Consider the following 12793-nt stretch of genomic DNA (forward strand, 5'->3'; position numbering starts at 1 on the left):
CCTATATTGAGGCCAAATACGGCACAGACATTATTGTCCTAGTACAGTGACGAACAAAAATAAGGCTTTATATCCGGCATTCGGCAAGCGGTGCAGCACATCTCAACCCTTACGGCGGGGTATCGCATCCGATAACCCCGCCCCGCCGATTAAGGCTTGGCCGCAGCGTACTGATCACGCAGATCGCGCACGCGGTCATGGTTTTGCAGCACGCCCTGATACTGGCGCTCGACGATTGCGCGCACGTCCGCCGGCAATTCCTTCTCGAGCGCATCGTGATAGCGCTTCTTCGCCACGTCCTCGCCCTTTTCGCATTCGGCAAGAATGTCGTAATCGCTGCGATTCGCCACCGCGGATTTCACGTCGACCCAGCCGCGATGCAAAGCGCCGCTCACACTGCCATGCGTTTCAGGTTTGCCGCCCATGGCTTGAACAGCGTCCTGCAGTTCACGCGCGCCGCGCGCGCAGTCCGCGGCACGCGACTGGAACAAGGTTTTCAGTTGCGCGTCATGCGCATCCTCGGCGGCCTTGAGAAAGCCTTTCTCGCCGTCCTTCGACGTTTCGACCAGATCGTTCAGCACGGAAATAACGTTCGAAGCCATTCAAATACCTCCAGAGGTGTTGTCTATCAGAAAATCCGCCGCCGCAGTTTTTCCATGCAGCAGCAGAACTCCTAAGGCCCTTCGCACGCGGCGTGCCTGGCATCCACCGCGTCGCATACGGGACCGTCCGGGCGCGCTCCGACAGTCAGGCATCGGCTTTGCTCATAACGGGAACGCCCGCGCATTGCGCGCCACGCATCTGAAACTTTTACCCACAACGATGCCTGCCACTGCCCATTCGACTCCGCGCCGCGCTGACAACCATGTTGCAAAGCTCATGCGGCAACCCGCTGCCGTCGTGATCGCGCCGGGGCTTCGGCACACGGACGACACCCAGCCCGGTTACACCCGCAAGCGGAAAACCAAAGCGGGAAAGGACGGCTTCGCCTACTTCGACATGGCAGGCAAACGCATCGTCGACGCCGACGAAATTGCCCGTATCAATGCGCTCGCGATACCACCCGCCTATGAAGAAGTGTGGATTTGCGCGGACGCTCGCGGTCATCTGCAGGCGACCGGTCGCGACGCGCGCGGCCGCAAGCAGTACCGCTATCACCCGCTCTGGCGCGAAACACGCGACGCCGACAAATACGAGCGCATGGCCGCGTTCGGCCGCGCGTTGCCGAAGATCCGCGCGCGCGTCGCACGCGATCTGAAATTGCCGGGGATGCCGTGCGACAAGGTCATTGCCGCGATCGTGCAGTTGCTCGACACGACGCTCATCCGCGTCGGCAGTGTCGAATACGCGCGCAATAACCAGTCGTACGGTTTGACGACGCTGCGCAAAAAGCACGTGAAGATCGAAGCGGGTCAATTGCGCCTGAAATTCCGTGGCAAGAGCGGGATCGAGCACGATGTCGCGGTGGACCATCCGCGCGTCAAGCGCATCTTGCGGCGCTGCGCGGAACTGCCGGGCCACGACCTGTTCCAGTATCTCGACGAAAACGGCGAGCGCCGCACCATCGGTTCGTCCGACATCAACGATTACCTGCGCCGCGCGAGCAACGCGGATTTCACGGCGAAGGACTACCGGACCTGGGCAGGCAGCGTCCATGCATTAGCCGCGCTACGGCGGCTGATGTGCGGCAGCGCGGCGCAAACCCGCCGGCATATCGTGGCGACAGTCAAGGAGGTGGCGACGCTATTGCGCAATACGCCAGCGGTATGCCGGCGGTGCTACATCCACCCTGTCGTAATCAGCGCGTTCGAAGCGGACGAACTGCAGGACTTGCTGCCCTGCCGGACACGCCGCGGTCTGAAAGTAGATGAAACGGCATTCGCCGCGCTGCTGGCGCGGGCGGCGAGGCGGGCCGCGAAGCTCACGCGTCAGGCGGGGCGAAAACCCAGGCAAAGCTCGTAGGGCTTATGAACCCGCACAGCATGAATCTGCGCTCGCGCGTCGTGCGCCAAATGCACCACGGGGATATGGATAGTCGAGAATCTTGGTTCTGCCGCCGCGCAGAAAGGGCGACACTGAGCGCGTCCTCTCCGGCGTGGTCTACTGAGATGAGCAAAACCCAGTGGGATTATTCGCAGCACACCGCTGCAACGGCCTCGCACGAGGTCTCGCAGCCGAAGCCTGAACGCTCGCGTCCATCGCATGGCCGGGTTGTCGCCGTTTTGCTGATCGCCGCGCTATGCGCGTGTTTCGAGCGCGAAATCTCCGGCCCGACAGAGGGTGGCATCCTGCCCGTCGTAGCGAAATACTGGCAAGCGGCCAAAGCCTTGACACCTGCGCCAACACGTTAGCGCGACTTCCTCGCCGGAAGAATTATCTGGCGACGTGCAATTCCGCCGCCATCACCCGTCGCCGGTTGGAACAGCGGTGTTGAGCGCCAACGAGAGCGCGCCCACCAGAATCAGGCTCACCGCCCAGACTGCGTCCAGATTGAACCAGCTCCGCGACAAGAACTTCAGTCCAAGATAGCGATAGACCAGCCACGCAAGGAGGCCGCCGACCGCGAGCATCGCCGCAGCATGAACGCCGGAGACGAGCAACGCCACGCCCAGATTGGCGTCGATCAGGGCCCGCGCGGCCTGGTGCCCTCGATCCGTACCGTACGAGCGGCACAGGCCGAGATAGACCGGCACCAGCATCAGTCCCGCGCCGTGCGCGATGGCCACGGCGAAGGACCAGAGCGCGAGCCGCGACGGCGGAATCCGCGCCAGCACTCGCGGATGGCGTCGCCAGATCAGAAGCATCGCGCCAAAGGCAATCACCAGCACGCTCGCGCCAATCTGGATCTCGCGCTGCCAGGCGAGCAGCATCGCCAGCATGGCGAACGGCGCCATCACCACGAACATCGCCAATACATGCCCTGCCGCGAGATACAGGAGTGCGGAGAACAGCGCCCGCGCGCGCCGCTCCATCAACCCGCTGGAAACGGCCAGCGGCCAGCCCATTGCCGGGTTCAGCCCATGATAGAGACCGCTCGCCGCGACCGCCAGCCAAAGGCCGGTTTGCGGCCAGCCGCTGCTAATCAAGTCCCCACCGACGGGTAGCAGAACGAATCGGTCGAGCAGTCGCCGCCTTCCAGCCGGATCTGGTGAGCCCGGTAACCGTCGGGAAAGGCTACCCAGTAGTCCTCGGCCAAGGTCAGGCCGCCACCCGGTTCAGTCCGGGCCATGACCTGGGCCGCGGGTACACCGTCCGGATAGAACTGGTTGTCCCACGTCGAGTAGAGCGAGTTGGTCCAGTAGACACGCTTGCCGTCGCGGCTGATCTCGACCATCTGCGGACCGCCGGCAAAGGTTTGACCGTTCGGGTGCGGCGTACGCCGTACGATCCCGCCGATATGGACCGATCCCGTGAGTTTCGGTTTGCGGGGTTCCGTCACGTCGTACTGACGCAACTCGCCCGTTCCCCAGCACGCGACGTACAGGAATTTGTCGTCGATGGACAGATCGATGTCGGTGACGAGCGGCGGCACCGCGCCGAATCCCTGCAGCAAGGGCGGCAGCAATTCCGCGTCGGCAGACTCGGGCGGAATAGTCGCGGTCTTCTCGATATGGAACTTGCCGTCCTCGCGCCACCAGGTCCAGATCGATCCTTCAAGGTTCGTCGTATCGACTACCACGCCGATGAAACCGTACTCCCGGCTCGGATCGTGCGCGGGCCGCACCTCGAGCGCCATCTGATGGTTGGCGCCGAGATCGATCGTTTGCACGTTGCGCCTTGCCCGCAGATCCCAGAAGTGGATCTGGTGCCCGTACTTGTTCGAGAGAAGATCTTCGGGGACGATGCCGTTCTCGAATTGCGGGGGCAAAGCCCACTCGCTCGACACCATGTAGTCGCGCGGCAGGTTCCACCAGAAATCGTAGTGTTTCTCCTGCGGCCCACGGTCAATCTCCCAGCGGCCGAGAACCTCGAACGTTTCGCAGTCCATGATGAAGATGCCCGGCGGCCCGTCAGTGCCGTCTTTCCCGCCGCCACCGAGCGTACTGACGTAGATGCCTTCAGGTCCGCAATGAACCGTATGAGGACGCGAATAACCTGTCTTGCGGAAAATTTCCTCGGGCTCGATGATCTTGTGGATGCGCGCCTGGGTCGGATGAGGCTTGGTGTCGACGATATAGATACGCGAGGAGCGCATGCCCGGAATGATCAGATAGCGCCGTTCGAGAAAGGCGTGGCCGGTCAGCGGCGACAGCGACGATGAGCAGGCATTCCAGCCGAAGTGGTGAAACTCGTCCCCCTTGTTCGGCACCGGCACCGTGTGAACCACCTGACTATAGGTCGGCGATCCGGGCTTCACATCGATGACGGCGAGCGCGTCGGGCTGTGAAAAATCTGGGCTGAGCAGCAACGTGTAGGCGAAGTCTTCCGCTGGCGCATCCATCGCGAGCTTCGGCGATGCATGGAACGTAGGATCCGGGCGCATTCCCATAACAGCGTCTCCTTGTCTATCTGATTCCGGGCCGGCCACGGCGAGCGCAACCGGTTGTTTCGCCAACTTCAGCGCACCGCGTATTTCGTCATACATAAGCGCATTGCTAAACGCTCATTGTCGCGCCGGACCGTTAATGCTGCACGCCCCAGCGCCGAACCGTTACGCGCTCCAGCGTATCGAACACCAGATGCTCGATCAGCAAACCGATCACGATCACCGCCGCCAACCCGGCGAAAACGCGATCCGTGTACAGCTCGTTGCGATTCTGAAAGATATACCAGCCCAGCCCACCGCTGCCGGAACTCGCACCGAATACGAGTTCGGCGGCGATCAGCGTGCGCCACGCAAAGGCCCAGCCGACCCGCAGGCCGGCCAGAATCGCGGGCAACGCCGCCGGCACCAGAATCAGCAGCACGTGGCGCATGCCCGTGAGGCCGTAGTTGCGCCCCGTCATGCGCAGCGTCGCCGGCACCGATTGAAATCCGGAGTACGTGTTCAAGGCGAGCGGCCACAGCACCGAATGGACCAGCACGAACAACAGGCTGCCGGTACCGAGACCGAACCAGAGCAGCGCGAGCGGCAGGAGCGCGATGGAAGGCAACGGGTTGAACATCGCCGTCAGCATCGACAGAACATCACGGCCCAGACGCGTCGACACGGCGAGCGACGTCAACGCGAAGGCGAGCAATGCGCCGAGCAGATAGCCGCGCAGCAGCACGGACATCGACACCGCCGTTTTCTGCAGCAGTTCGCCGGACCACACACCCTGTACGAACGCAGTGAACGTCGCGCCGAAAGTCGGTAGAAGCAGATCGTTGTCGATGGCGCGCGCGGCGATTTCCCATATGACGATCAGGACCAGCGCAATCAGCGTCTTACGCAACCAGCCTTGCTCGAAGATGCGCTTGCCCAACGGCAGCGGCGCTTCGAGGGCGAGTTCGCCGAGCGGCTCGAGCGGGCGCTCGTACTCCTCGCGAACCGGCGGCAACAGCGTAGCGGGAGAACTCATTGCACGGCCTCCGTCTCTTCGAACAGCAGATGATGAATACGCGCGACGCTGCGCTGAAAATCGCTGCGCCCGAAACTGTCCTGCGAATACTGATGGCTGTTGAGTTCCGCGCGCACACGGCCGGGATGCGGCGACAGCAACAGAATGCGATTGCCGACCACCAGCGCCTCTTCAATCGAATGCGTGACAAACAGCAGTGTGAAGTTCACTTCTTCCCATAGGCGCAGCAGTTCCTCCTGCATCTTGCGGCGCGTAAGCGCGTCGAGCGCGGCGAAAGGCTCGTCCATCAGCAGCACGCGCGGCTGCATGGCCAGCGCGCGGGCAATCGCGACACGCTGCTTCATGCCGCCCGACAAGGTGTGCGGATAGGCTTTCGCAAATGACGTAAGTCCGACCTTCTCCAGATAATGCAGCGCACGCTCATTGGCTTCCGCGCGCGACAGCTTTCTCGCGACACGCAGCGGAAACGCGACGTTCTGCAGAACCGTCTTCCACGGCGGCAACTGGTCGAATTCCTGGAATACGACGATACGATCGGCGCCGGGACCTCGCACGGTCTCGCCGTCGAGCGCGATGCTGCCGGAGGTCGGTTGAATGAAGCCGGCAACCGCTTTGAGCAAAGTCGACTTGCCGCAACCCGACGGTCCCAGCAGCACGAAGCGATCGCCGCCGTAGACATCGAAACTCACGTTATGGGTCGCGCGAACGATCCGGTCGCGCGTGCGGTATTCAAGGTTGACGTTCTCGACCGCAAGCAGCCTTTCGCTGGTCGCCGGTGCGGCCTGGGCAACGGCGTCGTTCGGAAACAGCAAAGTAGGATTGGCCACCATCAGATCACTCCCTGCAGGTCAGCCACAAGGGCCGATGAAGCGCCGGCAAAGCTCGCGAAGAACATCATGCTCAACTGCCCGCCGCGGTTGCCGGGTCGTCGAAGAAATAATCCTTCCATGACCTGGGCTCGTTCCTGATGGCGCCAACGCGATACATGAACTGTGCAAGTCCGAAAGTATTCTGCGGCGCGACCTTGAATTGCACCTGCGGGTCCTTGATCACCTTCAGCAGCAGATCGCGGTCGATCTTCGACTGGTTCGTGCGGATGTAGATATCGGCGGCGGCGTCGGGATTGGCCGAGATAAAGCGTGCGGCATCCGCCAGCGCATCGACGAATGCGCGGTAGGTCTTCGGATTGTTGTCGCGGAATTTCTCTGTCGCGTACAGGACGGTCGCCGAGCTCGGTCCGCCCAGTACATCGTAAGAATTCAGCACGATGTGTGCCTTCGGATTGCCGGCGAGCTCCTGCTCCTGAAACGGCGGATTGCCGAAGTGCCCGGTAATTTCCGTGCCGCCCGCGATGATCGCCGCTGCTGCGTCGGGATGCGGCAGCGCCTGCGTGAATTTGTCGAGGCGGTTGTAATCCTTGTCGCCCCAGCGCTTCGCCGCCGCGTACTGCAGTACGCGCGATTGCACCGACACATTGACAGCCGGCACCGCAATGCGGTCTTTCTCGGTGAAGTCGGCAATCGTCCTGACATTCGGATTGTTGCTGACGAGGTAATACGGCAGATTGCCCAGCGAAGCCACGCCCTTCACGTTCTGCTTGCCGTGCGTGCGGTCCCAGATCGTCAGCAAGGGGCCGACACCCGCGCCGGCGACATCCACCGCGCCGGAGAGCAATGCATCGTTGACGGCGGCGCCGCCCGAGAGTTTCACCCAGTCGACCTTGATATCGAGTCCCTGCTTGCGCCCTTCTTTCTCGACGAACTGCTGGTCGCGCGCGACGTTCAGCAGCAGATAGACGACGCCGAACTGTTCGGCAATGCGAATCTGGCCTTCGGCATGCGCGGGCATGGCCGCGCCGAGGCTGGCCACGCCCATCGATACGCTCAGTAAAGCTGTGGTCAAACGACGGGACAGAGACGGCCTCAGAGAGGTCGGGCGAAACCTGGCAAGCATGGGAACTCCGTTCAGCATGTGTGGGGTCAGGGCGGGCGGCGTTGCCGTCAGAACGGCACGTCGCCTTCGATCGTTGTGCGATACAGCTTGCGGCGCAGATGATCCGGCGTGCCCGCTGCCAGATGCATCAATGAGCGGTTGTCCCAGAACACCATGTCGTGTTCGGCCCACTGATGCCGGTACAGATGCTCGGGCCGCACGCTATGCGCAAAAATTTCTTCGAGCAGTGACTTGCTCTCGTCTTCCGGCAAGCCGATCACACGGGTCGTGAAATGCTCACTGACGAAGAGCGCGCGCCGTCCGGTCTCAGGATGAGTGCGCACGATCGGCTGCACTACCGGCTTCACCTGGGCAATCTGCTGCGCCGACAGATTCGGCCGCCACGGGCTGCGCTTCTGCAATTCCGCGTATTTCGCGAGATACGTATGCTCCGCTGAACGCCCTTGCACCGCGCTGCGCAAATGCTCCGGCAACGTGTCCCATGCGAGGTGCATGTTGGCGAACAGCGTGTCGCCGCCTTCCGAGGGCAACTCCTGCGCGTGCAGCATCGAACCGAGGCTCGGCTTCTCCTTGTACGACAGATCGGAATGCCAGTAATGACCGGCGTCGCCGAGACCGATCGGCTGGCCGTTCTCGACGATGTTCGAGACGATCAGCACCTCCGGGTGGCCCGGCAACTGGAATTGATGCAGCACGTGAATCTGCAACGGACCGAAGCGGCGGCTGAAGGCAATCTGCTGCTCCGGCGTAATGCGCTGATCGCGAAACACCAGCACGTGGTGGTCCAGATGGGCACGGTGGATGCGGGCGAAATCGTCCTGAGCCAGCGGTTTGCTGAGATCGAGACCGAGAACTTCCGCGCCGACGGGGCCGTCGAAAGCGCGAATTTCGATTCGCCGGGCTTGATTGGCAGAACCAGCGGCGCTGGCGGCGGGGGATGCAAAGGCAGTCGTCACGGGAAACTCTTCGTCGAATCTGTTCGGAGGACGCCGGCGAAGGCGAAGTCAAACAAATTTACCGGCACACACGCACGGCGACAACGAAGCAAATCCGATACGGTTATCTGCTGGAGTGATAAACCCGATGTTTTAACGCGCCGCGGGCCGCGCAGGCGCTTTTGCGCATTCAGTTGCGCATTCAGTTGCGCATTCAGTTGCGCAATGCCGGAAGCGTTGCCGGCGCGCGAAGTTCAGAGTCAGCGCAATGCGCTCGCCACTATCGCATCGCAGGGGCGTCTCGCTCTTTAATTCCTCAATGCGTTCGCGTCAACAATTCGTAGCTCGCATCCTGGCTCGCAGTCGACTGCCGCTCGCGGCCCCAGCCGACTGCGCGCCGGTAATTGCCGAGCAGCGGGCCGTCGTCGAAGCCGCCAGGTGGCGCCGGCGCCACCTGGGGCGCGACGAATAACGCGTCTTCGGGACAGTACAGCTCGCACATGAAGCAGGTCTGGCAGTCCCCCTGCCGGGCAATGCGCGGCGGACTCCCCGGCACGATGTCGAACACATTGGTGGGGCATGCCCTCACGCAGATGTTGCATCCCGTGCAGCGCGCAGCGTCGACGATCTCGATCATGCCGTCACTCCTTCGGTGCGGACCGTGGCTGGAGACAAGGCCAGCCTGTCGATCCAGACTTCATCCAGACCGCCGCTCAACAGACGATGCCTCTGCGCCGGATCGAGCGCGGCGTGCTCGTGCCGCCGATGCATCCCGCGTGTTTCGGTTCGTTGCTGCGCGCTGCGATACATCCAGCGCGAAGTGGCGAGCATGGCCGCAGCCTCACGCGCGCGCACGGCAGCCAACGCACTTCGCGCCGGCGCCGCACCGCGCACGCGATGCCACAGCGCGTCGAGCCGCGCGAGCGAGTCGTCGAGCAAGTCGGCCTGGCGGGTCCAGTTGCGCTGCGTGGGAAATACCTCCTGCTGCACGCTGCGAATCACCGCGTCGCTGTCATAAGGCGCCGAGCCGCCGGTGTCGCGCAGGCCAGCGCCACCGGCCCGCAACAGCCGGCCCCGCAGGCCCGCGCGCCCGCGTGAACGGGCATAGCCGGCAGCGCCCGCACCGGCCCAGAAACCGGATGACATCGCCCACGCCGCGTTATGACTGCCACCGCCGGTGAAGCCGCCGCAGATCAGCTCGCGAGTGGCCGCATCGCCGGCCGCATACAAACCTTCGACCGACGTCGCGCAAGTCTGATCCACCAGATGCAGGCCGCCCGTTCCCCGCACGGTTCCTTCGAGGCGCAACGTCACCGGGAAATGCTGCTTGAACGGGTCGATCCCGAGCCGATCGAACGGCAGGAAGAAATTCGGCTGTGCAGTACGCATCCACGCCTGAATCTGTTCGTCGGCGCGATCGAGGCAGGCCAGCACGGGCTGGCTCTGCAGCGTGCGGGCAATCACGCCGCGACCATGCGCAGACCCGGCCCCCGGGATCGCCGACCCGTCCTGGTAGTAGAACGTAGCCCACTTGTAGAACAACGATTTCGTCACCGATGAAAACGCCGGCCCAAGTCCATAAGCATTCGAAAACTCCATGCCCGACAGGGCCGCGCCCACCTCGGCGGCCATCAACTGGCCGTCGCCGGTGAGCACGTTGCAGCCGAGCGCGTTGCTGAGAAACGCACATCCGCCCGTTGCGATGACCACCGCGCCCGCGCGCACGACCCACGTCTCGTCCGCCTGACGGTCTACGCCGGCCGCTCCCGCGACCGCGCCCTGCTCGTCGACGAGCAGTTCGAGCGCGGGGCTGTGATCGAGGATGCGCACCTTCGCTTCCTTGACGCGTTTGCGCATCAGCCGCATGTACTCGGGGCCTTGCAACGAGGTGCGCCGCTGCTCGCCGCTTTCATCGACCGGAAACGGGTAGCCCCACTCGGCCAGTTGCTGCGCATTGGTCCACGTCTGCTCGAGCACGCGATCCATCCACGCCGGTTCGGCAAGCTCGCCGCCCAACGTGAAACGACTCGCTTTTGCACGATCCCGTGCGTCCTCGTCAGGCGGCACATACCAGAGCGCCGTGCCAGCCGGCGCGGTCGCGCCGGAGGTGCCGCAAAAGCCTTTATCGGCCAATACCACGCGCGCGCCGTTGGCGGCCGCGCTGATCCCAGCCCACGCGCCAGCCGGGCCGCCGCCGATCACGAGTACGTCCGCTTCGTACTGGACTGCGCCGTCCGCCGCCGTCACCGGTGGCCGCTGATTTTTTCCCGCGTTGTCCGTCATGACAGATTTCCCCTAAGGTAATGAGCCGATTGCTTAACGACGTTAGCGACGTTAGCGACATAGACAGGCTTTGGCCTGGCGAACCGGCACGGCGCTAGCGCCTGTGCGCCAGCACTAGCCACCGGAGGCGGTGGTTGAAGTGGCCGCCGTTTCGGCGCGCTTCGTGCTGAAGTTCCAGTGCTGCGCCGCAGCCGTATCCACCGGCGCCGGCAGAAGCCCCGCTCGATAGAAGGTGTCGGCGATCTTTTGCTGCTCACCGAAATTCTGCGTATCCACCGCGCGGACCGCATAGCTGCGGCGTGCGTTGGCACGCTCGATCGTCGCCGCGTCCAGGCCCCAGATCGGCGCAAGCAGCTTCGCCGCGTCGTCCGGATGAGCGCGAACCCAAATGCCCGCCGACTTCAACTGCGCGAACACGGTGTTGATCACATCGGGATGGGCCGCGGCAAAACTGCTGGACGCGAGGTAGTACCGCTGATAGGAGGCAAGACCTTCGCCGCTGGCAAGGACACGCACGTCCGGCGCTTTGTCGACCGACGCGACATACGGGTCCCAGGTAACCCACACGTCCACGCTGCCGCGCTCGAAGGCGGCGCGTCCGTCGGCGGGCGTCAGATAGCTGATGCGCACGTCAGCAGGAGCGAGGCCGGCTTTGGCGAGCGCGGCGAGCAGCAGATAGTGGCTGCCGGCCGCCTTGGTCACGGCGATGCGCTGGCCCTTCAGGTCGGCAAGCGTATGCAGCGGCCCATCGCGCTTCACGATAATGGCCTGGGCGCCCGGCGAAGGCGCTTCCTGCGCGATATACACAAAACGCGCGTGAGCGGCCTGAGCGAAAACCGGGACCGTGTCGGCGACATCGGCGCTCAGGTCGACCGCGTCCGCATTGAGTGCTTCGGTCAGCGGCAAGCCGCTGGCAAACTCGTTCCAGCTAATGCTCACACCCAAGGGCGCGAGCGCCTGCTCGAGCGAACCACGCGCTTTCAGAATGGTGATGAGCGTTGAAGACTTCTGATAGCCGATCCGCAGTTTCAGCGGCGCCGGCGAGTTGGCCGAGGTCTGTGCGTGAGCGGCACTCATGACGAGCAGCGAAGTCAGCGCCGCGCGAGCGAGCCAACGAAAGATAGAAGAGGTCACGGCGCGAAGTTCCGGTCCGGTCAGGACGATAAAACTGCGATCGTAGCAACGCTGGATCGTGCGGATAAGCGAGCGTTTCAACTATGCTTAGCAGCCGGGCGCATAACGGCAAAAAGCGGCCGGCGCCGGGCATGCGTCGAGTGGTTCGGCGAACAATGCTCTACGAAGTAGCGCTCGAAGCCGCGACGCTGCGCGAACACTTGGGGCTTGACTATCCGGTCAACCAGTTCGCACGGAGGGCGTGAGTCTTTGAGGCGGTGTTCAGTGACCTGAGCCGCCCGTGTTCGAGTAGGTGTCCCCCACCATCAGATGCACGATCTCGTCGCCGCTGGTCCCGGCTACGAGCCGTTCGCCCGCGACCTCACCGCGTCGCAGTACGACGATGCGATCGGCAATCGCAAAGATGTCGTGAAGATTGTGCGAGATCAGAATCACGGACACGCCCTGCGCTTTCAGTGCGGCGATCAACTCCATCACCTTGCGTTGAAGTGATGGCGTCTGGCAGTTGGCCAGTATACTGGCGAGCTTCGGTCGCGAGCCTGGTGTTTTCCTGCATCGTTTCAGCATATAACTGTGCATATACGAGCGCAGAGGCAGGACGACATGACTGATGATCCATCGGCGGGACCACAATTTCGCTGGAGCGATTCGAACGACGTTCCGTGGATACCGTCACGGTTCGCGCAGGGCGTCGAAGTGAAAAACCTCGGCAAAGCAGACGGCCGCGCAATGCAGCTAGTGAGGTTCTCACCCGGTGCGGCGTTTCCCGACCACCTCCACACCGGACCTGAGTTCATCTACGTGCTGGAGGGCGAAGTGACCTGGAACGGCCGGCTGCTGACGCACGGATGTGCGGGCGTGGCGGAAGCGGGAACCCTCGAGCGCGGCTTCCGCAGCATCACCGGATGCCTGTTCCTGCTCATGTACGACCTCGGCCAGCTTTTCGATTCGGTGGCTTCGAGACCAGATCAATAACACTCATGCGCC

Annotated in this window: 14 protein-coding genes; 3 read left to right on the forward strand and 11 right to left on the reverse strand. The window is 63.1% G+C overall.

Annotated elements, in window-relative coordinates; all coding sequences use genetic code 11:
• Window positions 1–149 precede the first annotated feature (149 nt).
• Complete coding sequence (locus AC57B6_RS35255; RefSeq protein ID WP_028198044.1) at window positions 150–602, reverse strand: PA2169 family four-helix-bundle protein; 453 nt, start codon at window positions 600–602, stop codon at window positions 150–152.
• A gap of 277 nt (window positions 603–879) precedes the next feature.
• Here AC57B6_RS35255 and AC57B6_RS35260 point away from each other — a divergent pair, with 277 nt between their 5' ends.
• Window positions 880–1962, forward strand: a complete 1083-nt coding sequence (locus AC57B6_RS35260) for a DNA topoisomerase IB (RefSeq protein WP_496423056.1) — start codon at window positions 880–882, stop codon at window positions 1960–1962.
• Between the two features lie 146 nt (window positions 1963–2108).
• Window positions 2109–2351 (forward strand): hypothetical protein, encoded by a 243-nt coding sequence (locus tag AC57B6_RS35265; protein ID WP_028198043.1) that lies wholly within the window; start codon window positions 2109–2111, stop codon window positions 2349–2351.
• A 51-nt stretch (window positions 2352–2402) separates the two neighbouring features.
• Here the strand turns inward: AC57B6_RS35265 and AC57B6_RS35270 are convergent, their stop codons facing one another.
• From AC57B6_RS35270 to AC57B6_RS35315, 10 genes are all read right to left on the reverse strand, one after another.
• Entirely contained in the window at window positions 2403–3083 is a 681-nt protein-coding gene (locus tag AC57B6_RS35270) for a hypothetical protein (protein WP_496423152.1), read from the reverse strand.
• Entirely contained in the window at window positions 3083–4489 is a 1407-nt protein-coding gene (locus tag AC57B6_RS35275; RefSeq protein ID WP_281664418.1) for a selenium-binding protein SBP56-related protein, read from the reverse strand. Before AC57B6_RS35275 ends, AC57B6_RS35270 begins: the two co-directional genes overlap by 1 nt.
• A 133-nt stretch (window positions 4490–4622) precedes the next feature.
• Window positions 4623–5501 (reverse strand): ABC transporter permease, encoded by an 879-nt coding sequence (locus tag AC57B6_RS35280; RefSeq protein WP_030102739.1) that lies wholly within the window; start codon window positions 5499–5501, stop codon window positions 4623–4625.
• Window positions 5498–6331 (reverse strand): ABC transporter ATP-binding protein, encoded by an 834-nt coding sequence (locus tag AC57B6_RS35285; RefSeq protein WP_496423057.1) that lies wholly within the window; start codon window positions 6329–6331, stop codon window positions 5498–5500. Before AC57B6_RS35285 ends, AC57B6_RS35280 begins: the two co-directional genes overlap by 4 nt.
• Window positions 6332–6401: 70 nt before the next feature.
• Window positions 6402–7454 (reverse strand): ABC transporter substrate-binding protein, encoded by a 1053-nt coding sequence (locus AC57B6_RS35290; RefSeq protein ID WP_474633501.1) that lies wholly within the window; start codon window positions 7452–7454, stop codon window positions 6402–6404.
• A 47-nt stretch (window positions 7455–7501) separates the two neighbouring features.
• Window positions 7502–8410 carry a TauD/TfdA dioxygenase family protein gene (locus AC57B6_RS35295; RefSeq protein ID WP_178369898.1) on the reverse strand — a complete coding sequence of 303 codons (909 nt, stop codon included), beginning with the start codon at window positions 8408–8410 and terminating at the stop codon, window positions 7502–7504.
• Between the two features lie 295 nt (window positions 8411–8705).
• Window positions 8706–9026: a 4Fe-4S binding protein gene (locus AC57B6_RS35300; RefSeq protein WP_028198036.1), complete on the reverse strand. Its 321-nt coding sequence runs from the start codon at window positions 9024–9026 to the stop codon at window positions 8706–8708.
• A complete protein-coding gene (locus tag AC57B6_RS35305; protein ID WP_496423058.1) occupies window positions 9023–10672 on the reverse strand; it encodes an FAD-binding protein in 1650 nt (549 codons plus the stop codon). Before AC57B6_RS35305 ends, AC57B6_RS35300 begins: the two co-directional genes overlap by 4 nt.
• A gap of 114 nt (window positions 10673–10786) precedes the next feature.
• The gene (locus AC57B6_RS35310) at window positions 10787–11806 is read right to left on the reverse strand and encodes an aliphatic sulfonate ABC transporter substrate-binding protein (RefSeq protein WP_496423059.1); all 1020 of its coding nucleotides are present in this window, start codon (window positions 11804–11806) and stop codon (window positions 10787–10789) included.
• A gap of 261 nt (window positions 11807–12067) precedes the next feature.
• Window positions 12068–12280 carry a hypothetical protein gene (locus tag AC57B6_RS35315; RefSeq protein ID WP_028198035.1) on the reverse strand — a complete coding sequence of 71 codons (213 nt, stop codon included), beginning with the start codon at window positions 12278–12280 and terminating at the stop codon, window positions 12068–12070.
• 129 nt (window positions 12281–12409) lie between these two features.
• Here AC57B6_RS35315 and AC57B6_RS35320 point away from each other — a divergent pair, with 129 nt between their 5' ends.
• Window positions 12410–12781, forward strand: coding sequence for a cupin domain-containing protein (locus AC57B6_RS35320; protein ID WP_046569721.1), 372 nt, complete (start codon window positions 12410–12412; stop codon window positions 12779–12781).
• Window positions 12782–12793: the final 12 nt, after the last annotated feature.

The organism is Paraburkholderia sp. BGA-UO-ETr-F12 (genome assembly GCF_059567945.1).

What these genes read in the sequence shown, in the direction of transcription:
- AC57B6_RS35305 (WP_496423058.1), bottom strand. Translation starts at nt 10,672, where the DNA reads ATGACGGACAACGCGGGAAAAAATCAGCGGCCACCGGTGACGGCGGCG.
- AC57B6_RS35300 (WP_028198036.1), bottom strand. Translation starts at nt 9,026, where the DNA reads ATGATCGAGATCGTCGACGCTGCGCGCTGCACGGGATGCAACATCTGC.
- AC57B6_RS35255 (WP_028198044.1), bottom strand. Translation starts at nt 602, where the DNA reads ATGGCTTCGAACGTTATTTCCGTGCTGAACGATCTGGTCGAAACGTCG.
- AC57B6_RS35280 (WP_030102739.1), bottom strand. Translation starts at nt 5,501, where the DNA reads ATGAGTTCTCCCGCTACGCTGTTGCCGCCGGTTCGCGAGGAGTACGAG.
- AC57B6_RS35320 (WP_046569721.1), top strand. Translation starts at nt 12,410, where the DNA reads ATGACTGATGATCCATCGGCGGGACCACAATTTCGCTGGAGCGATTCG.
- AC57B6_RS35290 (WP_474633501.1), bottom strand. Translation starts at nt 7,454, where the DNA reads ATGCTTGCCAGGTTTCGCCCGACCTCTCTGAGGCCGTCTCTGTCCCGT.
- AC57B6_RS35275 (WP_281664418.1), bottom strand. Translation starts at nt 4,489, where the DNA reads ATGGGAATGCGCCCGGATCCTACGTTCCATGCATCGCCGAAGCTCGCG.
- AC57B6_RS35265 (WP_028198043.1), top strand. Translation starts at nt 2,109, where the DNA reads ATGAGCAAAACCCAGTGGGATTATTCGCAGCACACCGCTGCAACGGCC.
- AC57B6_RS35315 (WP_028198035.1), bottom strand. Translation starts at nt 12,280, where the DNA reads ATGGAGTTGATCGCCGCACTGAAAGCGCAGGGCGTGTCCGTGATTCTG.
- AC57B6_RS35260 (WP_496423056.1), top strand. Translation starts at nt 880, where the DNA reads ATGCGGCAACCCGCTGCCGTCGTGATCGCGCCGGGGCTTCGGCACACG.
- AC57B6_RS35285 (WP_496423057.1), bottom strand. Translation starts at nt 6,331, where the DNA reads ATGGTGGCCAATCCTACTTTGCTGTTTCCGAACGACGCCGTTGCCCAG.